Genomic DNA, 16,760 nt, shown 5'->3' on the forward strand with positions numbered 1-16,760 from the left:
AAACGGCAGGTTTCTGATCCGTTTTGCGGCCACAAGGCGCGCCAGCCCCGTCAGCAAGCCTTGCATCCCATGCAATCCCGCCTGCGACCCGACGGCGATTGCCCGCGGCGCCGGAATTTGTTTAACGTTGAACAAATGGAATTCCGGGAGGAGAGTGACCCGTGGCAGACACATTCGACGTCATCGTGATCGGCGCGGGCCCCGGCGGCTATGTCGCCGCCATCCGTGCCAGCCAGCTTGGCCTGAAGGTCGCCATCGTGGAACGCGAGCACATGGGGGGCATCTGCCTCAACTGGGGCTGCATCCCCACCAAGGCGATGCTGCGGTCATCGGAAGTGTTCCATCTGATGCACCGGGCCAAGGAATTCGGCCTGTCGGCTGACAATATCGCCTTTGACCTCGATGCCGTGGTGAAACGCTCGCGCGGCGTGGCCAAGCAGCTCAATTCCGGAGTTGGCCACCTGATGAAGAAGAACAAGGTGACGGTGTTCATGGGCGCAGCCACGCTGCCCGCCAAGGGCAAGGTTTCGGTCAAGACCGATAAGGGCACAGAGGTGCTGACGGCCAAGAACATCATCCTTGCCACCGGCGCCCGGGCCCGCGAATTGCCGGGGCTGGAGGCGGATGGCAAGCGGGTCTGGACCTACAAGCACGCCCTTGTGCCGCCGCATATGCCCAAGAAACTCCTCGTGATAGGCTCGGGCGCCATCGGGATCGAGTTCGCCAGCTTCTACAACACGCTGGGCGCTGACACGACCGTGGTCGAGGTGCTGGACCGCATCTTGCCGGTGGAAGACGCCGAGATTTCGGCCTTTGCCGAAAAGTCGTTCAAGAAACAGGGGATGAAGATCATGGCCAAAGCCATGGTCAAAAAGCTTGATCGCGCGGCCGACAAGGTGACGGCCCATATCGAGGTGGGCGGCAAGATCGAGACGCATGAGTTCGACACGGTGATTTCCGCAGTCGGGATCGTCGCCAATTCCGAAGGTCTGGGGCTGGAGGCGCTGGGCGCAAAGATCGACCGCAGTTTCGTGGTGACGGACGAGTATTGCCGCTCGGGTGCCGAGGGGCTTTACGTCATCGGCGATGCCACCAACGGGCCGTGGCTGGCGCATAAGGCGAGCCATGAGGGCGTGATGGTGGCCGAACTAATCGCAGGCGGACATCCGCATGCCGTGAAGCCCGAACAGATCGCGGGCTGCACCTATTGCCATCCGCAGGTCGCAAGCGTGGGGCTGACGGAGGCCAAGGCCAAGGAACGGGGCTATCAGGTCAAGGTCGGCCGTTTCCCCTTCATCGGCAACGGCAAGGCCATCGCACTGGGCGAGCCCGAGGGGATGATCAAGACCGTGTTCGACGCCAAGACCGGCGAGTTGCTGGGGGCACACATGATCGGGGCGGAAGTGACGGAGCTGATCCAGGGCTATGTGATCGGCCAAAAGCTGGAAACGACAGAGGCCGACTTGATGGAAACGGTGTTCCCGCATCCGACCCTGTCGGAGATGATGCACGAAAGCGTGCTCGACGCTTATGGGCGGGTCATCCACCTCTGACCGATTGCCGCATCGGCATGAAAAAAGGGCGGCCCCGGCGGGCCGCCCTTTCGTGTCTTGGACCCTGCACCTATTGCAATGTGATCGGCACTTCGGCGATGGGCGTGCTGCCCTGGCCCAGGAAGTAGCGGATGACATACTGGCCCGGCGCGTCGGGCATTTCCAGTCGCAGCGGGTTGCCCGCCTCGGTGTAGGTGTAGCGTTCCCACTGTGCCCCATCGGTTGCGCCCGCGCGGCCTACTCCGATGAAGTCGCTCTGGTAATTCGGGCCGGTCCAGCCCAATTCCACGGTCGACCCGGCGGCTGCCGTCGCCGGCGCGGTGATCGAGGCTGCCACTGCGCTGACGCTCAGGGGCACTTCGGCGATGGACGTGGCCTCCTGATTCAGGAAGTAGCGGATTACGTAGTCGCCCGGTTCGGTCGGGACCACGAGGCGAAGGGGCGAGCCGTCGCGGGTGTAGGTGTAGTTCTGCCACTGTGCCCCGTCGGTCGCGCCCGCACGGCCGATGCCGATATAGTCCAGTGGGTAATCCGGGCCGGTCCAGCCCACCTCGATCGTTTGGCCAGCGACGGCGCTTGCCGGTGCGGTCAGGCTGGCGGCAACAGGCGTGATCGTGATCGGAACGGAGGTGAGCGGCGTGGTGTCCTGGCTGAGGAAGTAGGTGATGAGGTAGTTGCCGGGCTCTGCGGGCATTTCCAGCCGCGCGGGGTTCCCCTCGCGCGTCCAGACGTAGTTTTCCCAGCGTGCGCCATCCTGCGCGCCGACCCGTCCGATGCCGATGTAATCGCCATCGGTGCCCGGCCCGGTCCAGCCCACCTCGATGGTGGCGCCGGCCATGGCGTTGGCGGGGGCGGTCAGGCTGGCCTCGACCTGCGTGATGGTGATCTCGGCCACGGCGAGGGGGGTGCGGTCCTGCCCTTCGATGTATTCGATCAGGTAGGTGCCGGGCTCGGCCGGCATCTCGAGCCGGGCGGGGTTGCCACGGTTGGTGCGGGCCGAATCCTCGAAGCGGTGGAAGCCTTCGCTGTCAGGGGCGCGGATTGCGATGAAGTCGTTGTTGTAATCGGGGCCGGTCCAGCCGACCTCAATCGTGCTGCCGATGCTGGCGGTCGCGGGGGCTGTGACGCTGGCCGAGACGGCGGAGATCTCGATCATCACCGCGGCCAGCGGAGAACGGTCCTGCGCCTCGATGTACTCGATGACATAGGTTCCGGGAACCGAGGGCATTTCCAGCCGCGCGGGGTTGCCCCGGTCTGTGCGGATGGTGTTGACGAATCGGTGGAAGCCCTCGCTGTCGGGCGCGCGGACCGAGATGAAGTCGTTTTGATAGTCCGGGCCGGTCCAGCCCACCTCGATGGTGGCGCCCGCGGGGGCAGTTGCGGGCGCGGTCAAGCTGGCCGAGACGGCGGAGATCTCGATCATCACTGCGGCGAGCGGAGAACGATCCTGCGCCTCGATATATTCGATGACATAGGTGCCTGGTTCTGTCGGCATCTGCAGACGCGCGGGGTTGCCGCGATCCGTGCGAATGGTGTTGACGAATCGGTGGAAGCCCTCGCTGTCGGGCGCACGGACCGAGATGAAGTCGTTTTGATAGTCGGGGCCGGTCCAGCCCACCTCGATGGTGGAACCCGCGACGGCGGTGGCCGGGGCGGTCAGGCTGGCCTGCACCGCTGTCACCTCGATCGGAACGGCGGCCAAGGCCACACGCCCGTCGTTGCGGATGTATTCCACAAGGTAGCTGCCCGGCTCGGAGGGCATCAGCAGTTGCACGGGGTTGCCCCGGTCGGTTCGGGTGCTGTTGACGAAACGGTGGAAGCCTTCGCTGTCGGGCGCGCGCACGGCGATGAAGTCATTTTGTTCGTTCGGGCCGGTCCAACCCACCTCGATGGTCGATCCCGCCACGGCGGTCGCGGGCGCGGTGACGGTGGCCCGCGGCAGCGGCGCCTCGAACACCAGAACGATCTCGCGCGGTTGATCGACGATCACGAAATCGGCGCTTTGTTCTACCTCCTGCGCGGTCCAGTAGCCGGTGACGCGGTAGGCGCCGCGGCCAAGGGGCACGGTGGCGGGGTTGGCAGGCTGGATCGCCCCGCCGTCGCCCATCGGCGTGACCTCCCAGATCACGGGTTCAGTGATCAGCACGCCATCGGCCGAATCCAGCCGGGCCGAGAAGGTGACATCGACCAGAAGCGCGGGCAGGGGGATGATGACCTCTTGCGGGGTCATTGCGGCGACGGTGAAACGCGCCTCATGGACGGTGCCCTGGCTCAGGCGTTCCACGCTGAGGCGATAATCGCCGGGCAAAAGCTGCACGTTGCCGCCAGGCGCATCGACCGGGCCCAACAGGGTCGCGCCGCTTGCGTCGAAAAGCGTCCAGCGCAAGGGCGAGGCGGGCACCGTCATGTCCGGCTCGACCCGGGCGGTGAAGGTGACGGCGACCGTGTCGATGATCTGCGGCATCGGCACCAGCACGGGGGCGGCCATGCCCTCGACCACGGTGAATGCGGTCTGGTAGGCGGCGGGGCCGGTCGGCTCCAGCCGGGTGGCGCGGGCGACATAGGCGCCGGGCACCAGTTGCGCGGTGATCGCGGGGCCGGGGGTGCCGTCGGACAGGACCGTGCCATCTTGCGTCAGCAGTGTCCACGTGATGGGCCGCGTGGGGGGCGTGTTGCCGGGCACGACGACGGCCTGCAGCGTCACGGTTTCCGCGATGGGCGCCTGCACCACCTGTTGCAGCGCGCTCGACAGTTCGGCTGCGTTGTCGGCGGTCAGGAAGAGCCCGCCGGTGTTTTCGGCGATGCACTGCATCTGGGCGCGCGCCTCGGGTTCGGCGGCGACGTCAAAGCCCACAACATGGGCGGTGAAATTCACCCCGGCCTCTTCCAGCGCGCGGGCCATGGCGCAGGGGTCGGGATTGCAGTTCTCTATCCCGTCCGACACGAGGATGACGGTCGCGGCCTCTTCGGTGTAGCGCAGGGATTGCGCGGCGGCCACGACCGCATCGGTCATCGGCGTGCGCCCGCGCGGGTTGATCGTGTTCACCGCCTGCAAGATGCGGTCCCGGGTGAAGGGCGCGGGGGACACGATGGTCTCGATATCGGTGCAGGACCCACGTTCGCGGTGGCCGTAGACGGTCAGGCCGAGCGAGGTATCCTCGGGCAGGTCGGCCAGCAATTCGGCGATGACATTGCGCGCGATGACGATCTTGTTAATTCCGTCGATCTGCCCCCACATCGAGCCAGAGGCGTCGAGCACAAGGATCGTATTGGGCCTGTCCACCTGTTGCGCCAGCGCGGCGATGGGAAGGAGGGCGAGGGTCAAAAGGGCGAAAAGAAATGCGCGCATCGGGTCAATGTCCTGTCGATAAGTCTTGGGCAGAAGGGATTCGCCGCCAAGGCTAAAGCAGGACGGTCTTTTTCCAAAGGGCGGGTTTCCCGCAGGCGGGCGGGGAATGCGGTCGCGGACAGGGCCGGGCGCGCCACGCCCTGCCCGCGGGTGCTGCGTCAGGCGACGCGGGAGCGGTCTGCGGTCAGGGTGTCGCGGCCAAGGCGGGCCCGGATCGCCGCCGGCACCTGCCGCGCGGAGGTGATGCGGGGCAGGGGAAGTTCGGCCATCCCGTGATCGGTGCCGTAAAGCGCAAGATATTCGGCATGATTGTCGAAGGCGGCGCGGCCCGCGTAATCGACGAAGGTCTCGGCGGGGGCGCCGTTGGCGAGGATCACATCGTGGTCGGCGGTCTCGACATGGTAATAGGTCACGCGCGCGGGCAACGCGGCCAGCGGCACCAGCGTGATCGTCGTGCCGTTCACCAGCGCGCCCGCGTTGACCACCAGCCCATCGAGGATCATGCCGTGATCGGCGGTCACCGTCAGGTCGGCATGCGGCACCCCATCGCCAAGGGCACCCGCGCGGATGCGCACGGGCTGCGCGCGATGCCCGGCAAAGCGGGTCGACAGGGTCTGGCGGCCGATCCACTTGACGGCGACGGTGCGGCCATCGGCGGTCAGGATCCGCTCGCCGATGCGCAGGCTCTCGACTGCGGTTGATCCGCCCGCGCAGGCGATCTGGGTGCCGGCGGCGAAGCAATAGGCGTAGACCCCCTCGGTGGTGAAGCCGATGTCGGCGCCAATTTCCAAGTCGGCACTGTCCGAGACAAGGTAGTAGCCTCTACCGTTTTCCCAATCGACAACCGGATCACCCGTCGAGGAAAAACCAACCAGTCTGACAATGCCATAGTTCCAATTCGTGGTTTCACCAACAATGGTTTCCCCATCAGCCGCGCCATCCGCAGTGTCCTGCAGGCTCGTGGTGTCGAGAAAACTGGTGTCTATCGTAAAGGCGGAGTCCTCGCTCCCCGCCAAGAGGTAAACAAATTTGTAAGTTGCAGTAAGTTCGGCCATGAGGCTGGTTCCGTTCGCGCTGGCGTGAAAGCAGATGCTCGTCGTTGGCCAGCGTCGTCCTGCTACTGCCACCGCGAAGGTCGCCACCCCTAGGGACTGTGGTGTACATAGTCAACTTGAGAATCATGCGGCAGTCTGGGCGGTCCTGCCGCCTGCGCTTGCGTGCCATGCATGACACCATGTTCCGGAAGAGCACGACATCCGAGCCGGCCCCGGCTGGACCCAGCCGGCCCGGCCCATTTCGCTTGACCCTGCCTGCGGCCTTGGCGAAAGCCTACGCCATGTCCCCCGTGTCCGCCATGTCCGCCATGTCCGCCGTTTCCCTCTCGCCCACCCGCACGCCTTGGGCGCTGATCGCGGCGCTCTATGCTGCCGGGTTGATCGCGGCGGGGCAGTTCGCCAAGGTCTCGCTGACGCTGGGGCCGCTGGCGCTGGACTATCCCGGCTGGCCGGTGGCCTTCGCGGTCTCGGGCGTGGCGGTCGTGGGCATCGTTTTCGGCGTCTACGCCGGCGGCATCACCGCCAGCATCGGACCGCGCAAGGCGATCTTGCTCGCGCTGGTGATCTCGGCGCTGGCCGGGGCGGGGCAGGCGGTCTTGCCGCCGTTCCCGGTGCTGATGGCGTTGCGCGTGGTCGAGGGTGCCGGGCATCTGGTGCTGGTGGTGGCGATCCCGACGCTGATGGCGGCGCTGGCGGCGCCGCGCGACCGTGGGCTGGTGATGGGGCTCTGGGCGACCTTTTTCGGCGTCGGCTTCGCGCTGGCGGCGCTGCTGGTGGGCGAGGGCGCCGCCCCGGTCTACGGCGTGCACGCGGCGCTGGCGGCGGCGATGGGCGCGGTGTTGTGGAAGATGCTGCCGCGGGGCGTTGCCGGTGAACGGCGGCCCTTGCCACGGCTGGCCGATCACCTGACCATCTACACCACGCCGCGCCTCATTGCCCCCGCGCTGGGCCATGGCATCTATGCCTTCGCCTTTCTGGCGCTGGTGACCTACTTGCCGGTGGCGCTCGAGGCCGCATGGCTTGCGCCCGTGCTGCCGGTGGTGGGGATCGCTGGGTCGCTGTTGGCGGGCGCATTGGCGCGCTGGATCGCGCCCGGCGCCTTGGTTGCGGGCGGATTTCTGGCAATGGCCGTTATCTTTGCCGGTGCCTTGGCGCTGCCGGCTCTCGCTGCGCCCTTGTCGGTCGTGGCGATGCTGGTCTCGGGCGTGGTGGCGGGCGGGGGATTTGCTGCCGTGCCCGCGCTGAACGGGGCGGATGCCGACCGTGCGCTGGCCAATGGCGCACTGGCGCAACTGGGCAACATCGGCACCTTCGCGGGCACGCCCGTTCTGGCCGCGCTGGGGGTCGGAGCAAGCCTGCCCATGGCCATCGCGGTGGGCGTTTTCGGGGCGATTGCCACGGCTTTGGCCTATCGCGCCGCGGCGCAGATGAATGTTCGCTGAACGTTCCGATTTTTGGGTTGGAGACTCGGGCCGGCGCCACTATCTGTTGCCGGACGGTTAACAGGGGTCGGTCCATGCCCGAGCAGAAGCATATCGAGGTGCGCGGTGCGCGCGAACACAACCTCAAGAACATCGACCTCGACATTCCCCGCGATCAGCTGGTGGTGATCACCGGCCTGTCGGGGTCGGGCAAGTCGTCGCTGGCGTTCGATACGGTCTATGCCGAAGGGCAGCGACGCTATGTCGAAAGCCTGTCGGCCTATGCGCGCCAGTTCCTAGACATGATGGGCAAGCCCGATGTGGACCATATCTCGGGCCTGAGCCCCGCGATTTCCATCGAGCAAAAGACCACCAGCAAGAACCCGCGGTCCACCGTCGGCACCGTCACCGAGATCTATGACTACATGCGCCTGCTCTACGCACGCGCGGGCACGCCCTACAGCCCTGCCACCGGCCAGCCGATCGAGGCGCAGCAGGTGCAAGACATGGTCGACCGCGTGATGGCGATGGAGGAAGGCACGCGCGCCTATCTGCTGGCCCCCATCGTGCGCGACCGCAAGGGCGAATACCGCAAGGAATTCATGGATCTGCGCAAGCAGGGTTTCCAGCGGGTAAAGGTCAATGGCGCCTTCTACGAGTTGGACGAGCCGCCGGTGCTCGACAAGAAATTCCGCCATGACATCGACGTGGTGGTCGACCGGATCGTGGTCCGTGAAGGTTTGGAGACGCGGCTGGCCGACAGTTTCCGCACCGCGCTGGATCTGGCCGACGGGATCGCCATTCTGGAAACCGCGCCGGCCGAAGGTGCTAGTGAGCCCGAGCGCATCACCTTCTCCGAAAACTTCGCCTGTCCGGTGTCGGGCTTCACCATCCCCGAGATCGAGCCGCGTCTGTTCTCTTTCAACGCGCCCTTCGGGGCCTGCCCCACTTGCGACGGTCTGGGGATGGAGTTGTTCTTTGACGAGCGCCTGATGGTGCCCGATGCGGCGCTGAGCCTTGAGAAAGGCGCCATCGCGCCGTGGCGCAAGGGCAAGTCGCCCTATTTCACCCAGACGATCAACGCCATTGCGCGGCATTACAATTTCGATCCCAAGACGCCATGGAAAGACATTCCCGAGGGCATCCAGAATGTGTTCCTGCGCGGCTCGGGCGAGGAGGAAATCCAGTTCCGCTATGACGAGGGCGGGCGCGTCTATCAGGTGAAACGCACCTTCGAGGGTGTGATCCCCAACATGGAACGCCGCTACCGTGAGACCGACAGCGCCTGGATCCGCGACGAGTTCGAGCAATACCAGAACAACCGCCCCTGCGGTGCCTGTGGCGGCTACCGGCTCAGGCCCGAGGCGCTGGCGGTCAAGATCGGCCCGGCCAAGGGCGCGGCGGACGCGCGGTTGCATGTGGGCCAAGTGGTGCAGATGTCCATCAAGGAGGCGCTGGCCTGGTGCGAAAGCGTGCCGGGCAGCCTGAGCGCGCAGAAAAACGAGATCGCGCGTGCCATCCTCAAGGAAATCCGCGAGCGGCTGGGGTTCTTGAACAATGTGGGCCTCGACTACCTGACGCTGGCGCGCAACGCGGGCACGCTGTCGGGGGGCGAAAGCCAGCGCATCCGGCTGGCCAGCCAGATCGGGTCCGGGCTGACTGGGGTGCTCTATGTGCTCGACGAGCCCAGCATCGGTCTGCACCAGCGCGACAATGACAGGCTCCTGGGCACTCTGAAAAACCTGCGCGATCAGGGCAACACCGTGATCGTGGTGGAACATGACGAGGAAGCCATCCGCGAGGCCGATTACGTCTTTGACATCGGCCCGGGCGCGGGTGTGCATGGCGGGCGGATCGTGGCCCATGGCACGCCCGCCCAGATCATCGCCGACCCGGCCTCGCTCACCGGGCAATACCTGTCGGGCGCGCGCGAGATCGCGGTGCCGACCGAGCGGCGCAAGGGCAACAAGAAGAAGCTGGTGGTGGTCAAGGCCACGGGCAACAACCTCAAGGACGTCACGGCCGAGTTTCCGCTGGGCAAATTCGTCTGCGTCACCGGCGTGTCGGGCGGCGGCAAATCCACGCTTACCATCGAGACCTTGTTCAAGACGGCATCCATGAAGCTCAACGGCGCGCGCCAGACGCCCGCACCTTGCGAGACGATCAAGGGGCTGGAGCATCTCGACAAGGTGATCGACATCGACCAGCGCCCCATCGGGCGCACGCCGCGATCCAACCCCGCGACCTATACAGGCGCCTTCACCCCGATCCGCGACTGGTTCGCGGGCCTGCCTGAGGCCAAGACGCGCGGCTACAAGCCCGGGCGGTTTTCCTTCAACGTCAAGGGCGGCCGCTGCGAGGCCTGTCAGGGCGACGGCGTCATCAAGATCGAGATGCATTTCCTGCCCGACGTCTATGTCACCTGCGAGACCTGCAAGGGCAAGCGTTACAACCGCGAGACGCTGGAGGTGCAGTTCAAGGGCAAATCCATCGCCGATGTGCTGGATATGACGGTGGAGGACGCGCAGGAGTTCTTCAAGGCGGTGCCCTCGATCCGCGAAAAGATGGACGCGCTGGTGCGTGTAGGATTGGGGTACATCAAGGTTGGTCAGCAGGCCACGACCCTTTCGGGCGGTGAGGCGCAGCGGGTCAAGCTGTCCAAGGAACTGGCCAAGCGGTCGACGGGGCGGACGCTTTACATTCTGGACGAACCGACCACCGGCCTGCATTTCGAGGATGTGAAGAAGCTGCTCGAGGTGCTGCACGAACTGGTCGAACAGGGCAATTCGATGATCGTGATCGAGCACAACCTCGACGTGATCAAGACTGCCGACTGGATCATCGACATCGGCCCTGAAGGCGGCGACGGCGGCGGCGAGATCGTGGCGACAGGCACCCCCGAGGAGGTGGCGGAGGTGGAACGCTCGCACACCGGGCGCTATCTCGGGCCGATGCTGAAGGCGCGCAAGGTGGCGGCCGAATAGCGGGCGATCTGGTCCCCATGGCTGGCCCGGCGGGTGCCGGGATTTGCATATTTGGGGAAAGATGAAGGTAGGGGCGGGGAGAGGTTCATGAGCCGGTCACCGAAACTGGGGCTCGCGCTGGGATCGGGCGGCGCGCGCGGCTGGGCGCATCTGGGCGTCTTGTCGGTGCTGGACGAGATGGGCCTGAAGCCCGACATCATCGCGGGCTGTTCGATGGGCGCGCTTGTGGGCGCGGCCGAGGCGGGCGGGGTCAGGGCCGAGCTGGAGGCGTGGGCGCGTGATCTGACGCAGGCGCGATTTCTCGGGCTGGTCGATCTGCGGCTGTCGTCCGGCGGGCTGGTGGCGGGGCGCGAGATCGCGTCGGTTCTGGGGGACTGGGGGCTGGACTGCGAGATCGGGTCGCTGGCTGTGCCCTTCACGGCAGTCGCCACCCATCTGGAGACGGGCCGCGAGGTCTGGCTGGACGAGGGGCCGCTCTTGCCGGCCGTGCGCGCCTCGCTGTCGATACCGGGTCTGTTCGCGCCGCAGCACCTCAAGGGGCGCTGGCTGGTCGATGGCGGTTTGACCAACCCCGTGCCGATTTCCGTGGCGCGGGCCAAGGGTGCCGACGTGATCTTCGCGGTCAACCCCAACGCCAAGCCTTCGGGGCGGGTCTGGGTGCCCGAACCCGCTGCGGCCAGTCTCTGGACTCGGTTGGCCGCCAGCCTGCCCGGCGCGCTGAAGCCCGAGGTGTTGGACGATGTCGTGCGCCCGCAAGGCGGTGACGTGGTGGCGGCCGCGATCGACATGCTGACCGAATACCTGCGCCGCACGCGCGCCGCGGCCGACCCGCCCGACGTCATGATCGACATCGACCTGTCGGATTTTTCCACCATGGCCTTTTTCGAGGCCAAGACCGCCATCGAAGCTGGTCGCAAAGCCGCCGAGGATGCGCGGCCCCGGATCGAGGCCGCGCTGGAGGCCGCCGGCGCCTAGTGCGACAGAAGAACCGGCAGCGGCGCGTCCTTCATCACGTCGCGGGTGACGCCGCCGAACAGGTCCTCCATCGTGCGGCTGTGGCCATAGGCCCCCATCACCAGAAGGCCCGCGCCCATCTCTGTGCAGGCCGCAAGGATCGTGCGCGAGACGCCGCCCCGGTCAGCGGTCCGGGCGACGTGATCGGCGCGGATGCCGTGGCGCTGCAGAAGGGCGACCACGTCTTGTGGCTGCGGCAGGCCGCGGTTGATCTCGCCCACGCTCAGGACAGTCACGCTTTCCTTGGTTTCCAAGATGTGCATCGCGTCGCCAAGGGCGCGGGCGGCGGCGCGGCTGCCGTCCCAGGCGACCACGGCATGCTCATTGATCGCGTCACGGTCATAGCCGTGCTGAACCAAGATCACAGGGCGGCCGCTGTTGATCGCGACATCCTCGGGCGCCTCGCCGAAATGCTCACGGCCGGGTTCGGTGGCGCGACGGCCCATCACGAGGATGTCGTGGCTGCGCGCCTGTTCGGCGATGGAAAAGCCGCGCCGCATCTGCAGGTCGAGAAAGCTTGCGTCGATCCCCGGACCATTGGCGGCCACAACGGTCTCGAAGTTCGCGCGGATTTCGGCCACGGCGTCGATGTCGCGGCTGCGGATGATCTTGAGCAGATCGTCCGACAGGACGCGGCTGTATTCGCGTTCGAGGAATGCGGGCCCATGCGAGACCACACCGGTCAGATGCGCGCCGTATTTGCGCGCCATCTGCACGGCGAGGCGCAGGCCCCCCGAACTGGTCGCATCGCCGGAATAGGCGACGAGGATGCTCTTGATGGCCATGGATCTTTTCCTCTCGATCTGGCTTGGGGTGTGGCGCGCTTCAGGTGGTGTGCACCGACGGATGGAATACCTCGTCGGGGATGACGGGGCGCGCCGCAAGATGCTGTTTGATGGAATAGCGGCAAATCGCGGCGATCTCGGCTCGGTTGGCGGCAAAGCCGTCGCTCCAGCAATCCGGCCCCATGGCGGCGATCCTCCGTTCCATCGACGCGCCTATCGACCGCAGGGTCATGCGGTTGGCCGATCCCAGCCAGATGTCGCGCAAGCGCTCGACGGCGATGGCCTTGGCAGTCGAGACCCCGTTGCAGAGCCCGCGCCAGCCCCGGTTGGACCCTGATGGGGCTTTGGCGGATCGCCACGACATGCATGATCGGGAAACCCCCGATGCGGCGGAATGCGCGCGACAAGAAGACCGGGATGGCGGTGCAGGGCGTCGTGACTGGGGATATTCGCAAGGTGTAGGTCGAGAGCGACATTTCCGTGGCGTCGAACCGCGCCTCTTGGGCGGCGATGGGAAAGAGCTTGCCGGGGCGCAGGATGGTTGCCGCGATCACGACGTCGGGGATGGTCACTGTGCCGTCATCAAGCGTCAGGGCGCGATCAGGGTCCCGGGTGGCAGGCGTCGGGCGGGTCATGGTCGGTCCTTCAAGGCGCGGCGGAGCGGCGGGCCGCGGCACGGGGTGGGGTTGGCACCTGTGCCTCTGCCGACAGGTCCGACAGGGCGGCGGCGGTGCGGGCAAAATGGTGGGTGATCAGGTCGCAGGCGCGGTCGGCGTCGCGGGCCAGCACGGCCTTTGCGATGGCGGCGTGTTCCGCGCCAAGGTCCCGCGTGCCGATCTTCTGGTAGACCGAGGCGCGGCGGTAGCGTTCGCACAGGTCATGCAGCTGTGCGCGCACCCGGAGCAGCCATCGCGACCCGCAGGCCGAGACGATGGCGTCGTGAAAGGCGGCGTTGGCGTTTTCCCAGCGGTCCGTGACGGGTCCCGCGGCCGCCGCGAGCGCGGCATCTTCCTTTTGCATGATGTAGCTGGCGGCGACGACGCGCGCCTCCCATGCATCATCGCCGCGTACGATCGACAGGCGGATGGCCTCGGTCTCGATGGCGGTGCGTGCGGTGTTGAGGTCGTCGAATTCGATCGGGTCGAGGCCCGCCACGGCAAAGCCGCGGTTGTCCTCGACCATCACCAGCCCGTCCTGCCCGAGTTTTTGCAACGCCTCGCGCAGGGGCGTGGGGCCAACACCGTAAAGCGTCGTCAGCATGGCGATGCGCAGCCGTTCGCCAGGTCGGCGCTGTCCGGTGATGATGTCATGGCGCAAGGCGCGGTAGGCGGCCTGCGCCAGAGTTTCGCCTTCGGCGGGATCAATCTCGGTTCTGGTCATGCCGCGCTCCGGCTCTTGGTCTTTTCGCTTGCATTTGACAGGCTGTTTCATATTTGATTTCATACATTATCGATAATTAACGGAGATGTCGACGTTGAAGATCATCAGTTTCGTAACCGCAGACGGGCCTGCGGCAGGGTTTCTGGACGGCAGCGATGCCGTCGTCTGTGTCGAGGGGGCGGCCGCGCGTTCAGCGGTTCTTGACGTGATCGCCTCCGGGCCCGAGGCGCTGTCGCGCTGGCGGGACGGGGCGTTGCGGCGGGTGCCGCTGTCGCAGGTTCGTTTGTTGTCACCCATTCCCGAACCTTGCCGCGACATCTTTTGCATCGGCAAGAATTACCATGCGCACGCAGCCGAATTCCACTCCAGCGGGTTCGATTCCTCGGCGAAAGAGGCTGTTCCGTCGCATCCCGTGGTCTTCACCAAGCCCACGACCAGTGTCTGCGGGCCGGGCGATGTGGTGCGCGCCTCGCTCGATCCGACGCAGAGCGTGGATTACGAGGGCGAGTTGGGCGTGGTGATCGGCACGCGCTGTTTCGGGGTAAAGGCGGCGGACGCCTTTGACCATGTGTTCGGCTATGTCATCGTGAACGATGTCACGTCGCGCGAATTGCAAAGGCGCCACAACCAGTGGGTCATCGGCAAGGGGATCGACACGTTTTGCCCGATGGGTCCATGGATCGCGACAGCCGACGAGGTTTCCGATGTGACCGCGCTGGAGCTGGTGACCGAGATCAACGGCGAGGTGCGGCAGCACGCGCAGGTCGCGGACCTGATCTTTGACATTCCGACCCTGATCGAGACGATGTCGGCCACAATGACGCTGCTTCCGGGCGACATCATCGCCACCGGCACGCCGGTCGGCGTCGGCATCGGGTTCAAGCCGCCGCGCTACCTGGGGCCGGGCGACATGATGCGGGTGTCGATCACAGGGCTCGGCGTGCTCGAGAACCCGGTGGGGTGATGGCGGATGCGGGGTGTGGCCGGGCAGGGCGGGGCACCCCGCCCAAGGGCAAGGCGGCGCGATGAGCGGCGGCATCCTTGCGCTCTTTGCCGCCACCGTTCTGGCGACCACGTTTCTGGCGGGTCTCTTCGGCATGGCGGGCGGCGTGCTGCTGATGGGGGCTTTGCTTTTTTTGGTGCCTGTCGCGGATGCGATGGTGCTGCACGGGATCACGATGATCGTGGCCAACGGTTGGCGCGGCGTGCTGTGGCGGCGCTACATCTTGTGGGATGTGCTGGCGCGCTATGTGCTGGGGCTGGTGCTGGCGGGCGCGCTGTTCACCGGCCTGATGATCGTGCCCGACGAACGGGTGATCTTGTTGATGCTTGGGGTGATGGCCTATCTGGGCCTGATCTTGCCCGATCGGATGGTGCCGCAGGCAGATCGTCCCTTCGGGGCCGAGCTGTGCGGGTTCCTGTGCACCGGGTTTCAGCTTTTGTCGGGCGTGTCCGGCCCGATGTTCGACGTCTTTTTCGTGCGCACGACGCTGGACCGGCGCGCCGTGGTGGCGACGAAATCGGCCTGCCAGCTCATCACCCATATCGCCAAGCTGGTCTATTTCGGCGTGCTGGTCGGGGGCGTTACGGCCATCAGCGGCGATCCGGTGGTGATCGGCGCGGCCATCCTCATGGCGATTGCCGGCACCTCGCTGGCGCGCCCGCTGCTGGAGCGGATGAGCGACGCCGCCTTTCGCCGCTACACCAGCCGCATCCTGATGGGGGTCGGGGCCGTCTTTTTGCTGCGCGGTATCATCGGATTTTTCTAATATGTTGTTTTTTATTATAAAATCCCGCCGCCCCGCCCGTCTCGGCCGTGACATGACGGAAATTGATTTGACGTGGCGGCTGTTTTGTCGATAATTTTGGGGAAAGACGAAATTTAGCGGGGGAATCGATGAGGCTTGCGGCGTATCGTCAGAATGGAGCCACAAGGCTGGGGCTGCGCGACAGCGGAACGCTGCGAGACATCGGGCCCTTTCCCGCCTCGTCGCAGGGCTTTGAGCGGCTTGCGCAAGATGCCGCCACGGGCGCGATCACGCCCGGTGCCGTGGTCGAGGGTGCCGTCGATCCTGCCATGCCGGTCGTCCAAGATGCGCGCATCATCTGCATCGGGCTGAACTACGCTGAACATGCCCGTGAGGGTGGGCGCGAACCGCCGGCCTATCCGGGCATCTTCTTCCGGGTCGACACCTCGCTGGCGGCCGCGGGTGCCACCGTGTCCTCGGGAGGGATCAGCGACAAGCTCGATTACGAGGCCGAGCTGCTGGTCGTGATCGGCAAGGGCGGTCGTCACATCCCCGAGGATCAGGCGCTGGACCATGTGTTCGGCTACGGGGTGTTCAACGACATCTCGGTGCGTGACTACCAGCAAAAGGGCGCGCAGTGGACACCGGGCAAGAATGTCGACGGCACCGGCATCGTCGGTGACGAGATCGTGACGCCCGAAGACCTGCCGCCGGGTGCCACCGGCCTTCAGGTCCGCGCAATCCTGAACGGTCAGGTGATGCAGGACGCCAATACCGACATCATGATCTTTCCCGTCGCCCGCGCCATCGCGATCATCAGCGATTTCATGACGCTGCGCCCGGGCGACCTGATCGCCACCGGCACGCCCTCGGGCGTGGGGTATGCCCGCACGCCGCCGGTCTGGATGCGTCCGGGCGACGAGATCGTGGTCGAGGTCGAACAGGTTGGCCGCGTGTCGGCAAGGATTGGATGACATCATGGACAAGCGACCGGGCCTTCTTCCGGAACTGATCATCCCCATCGGGACGATCGCATTCGCCATCTACTATCTTTCGACGGTCTGGGACCTGCCGTTTCAGGCCAAGGTCGTGGGCATTTACGTCGCCTCGGCCATCGGCATACTGAGCTTTCTTCTGGCCATCCGCTTCGGGCGCGAGATCCTGACGGGCGCAAAAAGCCTCGGCTTTGCGGGGTTCTTTTCGGACCCTGTCTCGGAGGGACGGCGCTGGGGCGTTCTGGCGCTGTCGATCGGCTTCATCTTGCTGATGCCGGTGCTGGGCTTTGTGGTGACGATCTTCGCCTTCGTCTTCTCGACCGTGATCGTGATCGGGGGCGTGCAGCGCCTTAAGGCCGCGTTTTTCACGGCGCTGGGCATGTCGACGGTCGCCTTCCTCGTCTTCCTCGTGTTGGTGCAGGTCCGTTTCCCCACCAACATCATCGATCAAACCCTCAAGGGACTGTTCATCTGAC

General features: G+C 65.7%; 13 protein-coding genes. 8 read left to right on the forward strand and 5 right to left on the reverse strand.

Annotated elements, in window-relative coordinates; all coding sequences use genetic code 11:
- Positions 1 to 161 precede the first annotated feature (161 nt).
- On the forward strand, positions 162 to 1,553 hold the full coding sequence (gene lpdA / locus C7455_RS01390) for a dihydrolipoyl dehydrogenase (protein ID WP_109664475.1): 1,392 nt from the start codon (positions 162 to 164) through the stop codon (positions 1,551 to 1,553).
- A 70-nt stretch (positions 1,554 to 1,623) separates the two neighbouring features.
- On the opposite strand, the gene C7455_RS01395 is transcribed toward lpdA, so the two are convergent.
- Entirely contained in the window at positions 1,624 to 4,902 is a 3,279-nt protein-coding gene (locus tag C7455_RS01395; RefSeq protein WP_109664478.1) for a VWA domain-containing protein, read from the reverse strand.
- 158 nt (positions 4,903 to 5,060) lie between these two features.
- Complete coding sequence (locus tag C7455_RS01400) at positions 5,061 to 5,957, reverse strand: Hint domain-containing protein (RefSeq protein WP_109664480.1); 897 nt, start codon at positions 5,955 to 5,957, stop codon at positions 5,061 to 5,063.
- 281 nt (positions 5,958 to 6,238) lie between these two features.
- Between C7455_RS01400 and C7455_RS01405 the strand changes: the two genes are divergently transcribed.
- The 3 genes from C7455_RS01405 to C7455_RS01415 all read left to right on the forward strand — a co-directional run bounded on the left by C7455_RS01405 (position 6,239) and on the right by C7455_RS01415 (position 11,337).
- Positions 6,239 to 7,399, forward strand: coding sequence for an MFS transporter (locus tag C7455_RS01405; protein ID WP_170118968.1), 1,161 nt, complete (start codon positions 6,239 to 6,241; stop codon positions 7,397 to 7,399).
- Between the two features lie 74 nt (positions 7,400 to 7,473).
- Positions 7,474 to 10,362 carry an excinuclease ABC subunit UvrA gene (gene uvrA, locus C7455_RS01410; RefSeq protein ID WP_109664486.1) on the forward strand — a complete coding sequence of 963 codons (2,889 nt, stop codon included), beginning with the start codon at positions 7,474 to 7,476 and terminating at the stop codon, positions 10,360 to 10,362.
- 87 nt (positions 10,363 to 10,449) lie between these two features.
- The gene (locus C7455_RS01415) at positions 10,450 to 11,337 is read left to right on the forward strand and encodes a patatin-like phospholipase family protein (protein WP_109664488.1); all 888 of its coding nucleotides are present in this window, start codon (positions 10,450 to 10,452) and stop codon (positions 11,335 to 11,337) included.
- Here the strand turns inward: C7455_RS01415 and C7455_RS01420 are convergent.
- The 3 genes from C7455_RS01420 to C7455_RS01430 form a co-directional block, all read right to left on the reverse strand.
- On the reverse strand, positions 11,334 to 12,161 hold the full coding sequence (locus C7455_RS01420; RefSeq protein WP_109664490.1) for a universal stress protein: 828 nt from the start codon (positions 12,159 to 12,161) through the stop codon (positions 11,334 to 11,336). The genes C7455_RS01415 and C7455_RS01420 overlap by 4 nt on opposite strands.
- A 40-nt stretch (positions 12,162 to 12,201) precedes the next feature.
- Positions 12,202 to 12,525 carry a hypothetical protein gene (locus tag C7455_RS01425; RefSeq protein WP_109664493.1) on the reverse strand — a complete coding sequence of 108 codons (324 nt, stop codon included), beginning with the start codon at positions 12,523 to 12,525 and terminating at the stop codon, positions 12,202 to 12,204.
- Between the two features lie 281 nt (positions 12,526 to 12,806).
- Complete coding sequence (locus C7455_RS01430; protein WP_109666056.1) at positions 12,807 to 13,541, reverse strand: GntR family transcriptional regulator; 735 nt, start codon at positions 13,539 to 13,541, stop codon at positions 12,807 to 12,809.
- A gap of 85 nt (positions 13,542 to 13,626) precedes the next feature.
- Here C7455_RS01430 and C7455_RS01435 point away from each other — a divergent pair, with 85 nt between their 5' ends.
- From C7455_RS01435 to C7455_RS01450, 4 genes are all read left to right on the forward strand, one after another.
- On the forward strand, positions 13,627 to 14,505 hold the full coding sequence (locus C7455_RS01435; RefSeq protein ID WP_109664495.1) for a fumarylacetoacetate hydrolase family protein: 879 nt from the start codon (positions 13,627 to 13,629) through the stop codon (positions 14,503 to 14,505).
- A gap of 61 nt (positions 14,506 to 14,566) precedes the next feature.
- Positions 14,567 to 15,310: a TSUP family transporter gene (locus C7455_RS01440; protein WP_109664498.1), complete on the forward strand. Its 744-nt coding sequence runs from the start codon at positions 14,567 to 14,569 to the stop codon at positions 15,308 to 15,310.
- A gap of 128 nt (positions 15,311 to 15,438) precedes the next feature.
- Positions 15,439 to 16,263: a fumarylacetoacetate hydrolase family protein gene (locus C7455_RS01445; protein ID WP_109664501.1), complete on the forward strand. Its 825-nt coding sequence runs from the start codon at positions 15,439 to 15,441 to the stop codon at positions 16,261 to 16,263.
- Between the two features lie 4 nt (positions 16,264 to 16,267).
- Positions 16,268 to 16,759, forward strand: a complete 492-nt coding sequence (locus C7455_RS01450; protein ID WP_109664504.1) for a tripartite tricarboxylate transporter TctB family protein — start codon at positions 16,268 to 16,270, stop codon at positions 16,757 to 16,759.
- Position 16,760 lies beyond the last annotated feature (1 nt).

This window comes from Roseicyclus mahoneyensis (assembly GCF_003148775.1).
GTDB classification, from domain to species: domain Bacteria; phylum Pseudomonadota; class Alphaproteobacteria; order Rhodobacterales; family Rhodobacteraceae; genus Roseicyclus; species Roseicyclus mahoneyensis.

Excerpts from the sequence above, each read along its gene's own strand:
- C7455_RS01415 (WP_109664488.1), top strand. The coding sequence starts at position 10,450 with ATGAGCCGGTCACCGAAACTGGGGCTCGCGCTGGGATCGGGCGGCGCG.
- C7455_RS01425 (WP_109664493.1), bottom strand. The coding sequence starts at position 12,525 with ATGTCGTGGCGATCCGCCAAAGCCCCATCAGGGTCCAACCGGGGCTGG.
- C7455_RS01440 (WP_109664498.1), top strand. The coding sequence starts at position 14,567 with ATGAGCGGCGGCATCCTTGCGCTCTTTGCCGCCACCGTTCTGGCGACC.
- C7455_RS01420 (WP_109664490.1), bottom strand. The coding sequence starts at position 12,161 with ATGGCCATCAAGAGCATCCTCGTCGCCTATTCCGGCGATGCGACCAGT.
- C7455_RS01450 (WP_109664504.1), top strand. The coding sequence starts at position 16,268 with ATGGACAAGCGACCGGGCCTTCTTCCGGAACTGATCATCCCCATCGGG.
- C7455_RS01430 (WP_109666056.1), bottom strand. The coding sequence starts at position 13,541 with ATGACCAGAACCGAGATTGATCCCGCCGAAGGCGAAACTCTGGCGCAG.
- C7455_RS01395 (WP_109664478.1), bottom strand. The coding sequence starts at position 4,902 with ATGCGCGCATTTCTTTTCGCCCTTTTGACCCTCGCCCTCCTTCCCATC.
- C7455_RS01435 (WP_109664495.1), top strand. The coding sequence starts at position 13,627 with ATGTCGACGTTGAAGATCATCAGTTTCGTAACCGCAGACGGGCCTGCG.
- uvrA (WP_109664486.1), top strand. The coding sequence starts at position 7,474 with ATGCCCGAGCAGAAGCATATCGAGGTGCGCGGTGCGCGCGAACACAAC.
- C7455_RS01405 (WP_170118968.1), top strand. The coding sequence starts at position 6,239 with ATGTCCCCCGTGTCCGCCATGTCCGCCATGTCCGCCGTTTCCCTCTCG.
- C7455_RS01445 (WP_109664501.1), top strand. The coding sequence starts at position 15,439 with ATGAGGCTTGCGGCGTATCGTCAGAATGGAGCCACAAGGCTGGGGCTG.
- C7455_RS01400 (WP_109664480.1), bottom strand. The coding sequence starts at position 5,957 with ATGGCCGAACTTACTGCAACTTACAAATTTGTTTACCTCTTGGCGGGG.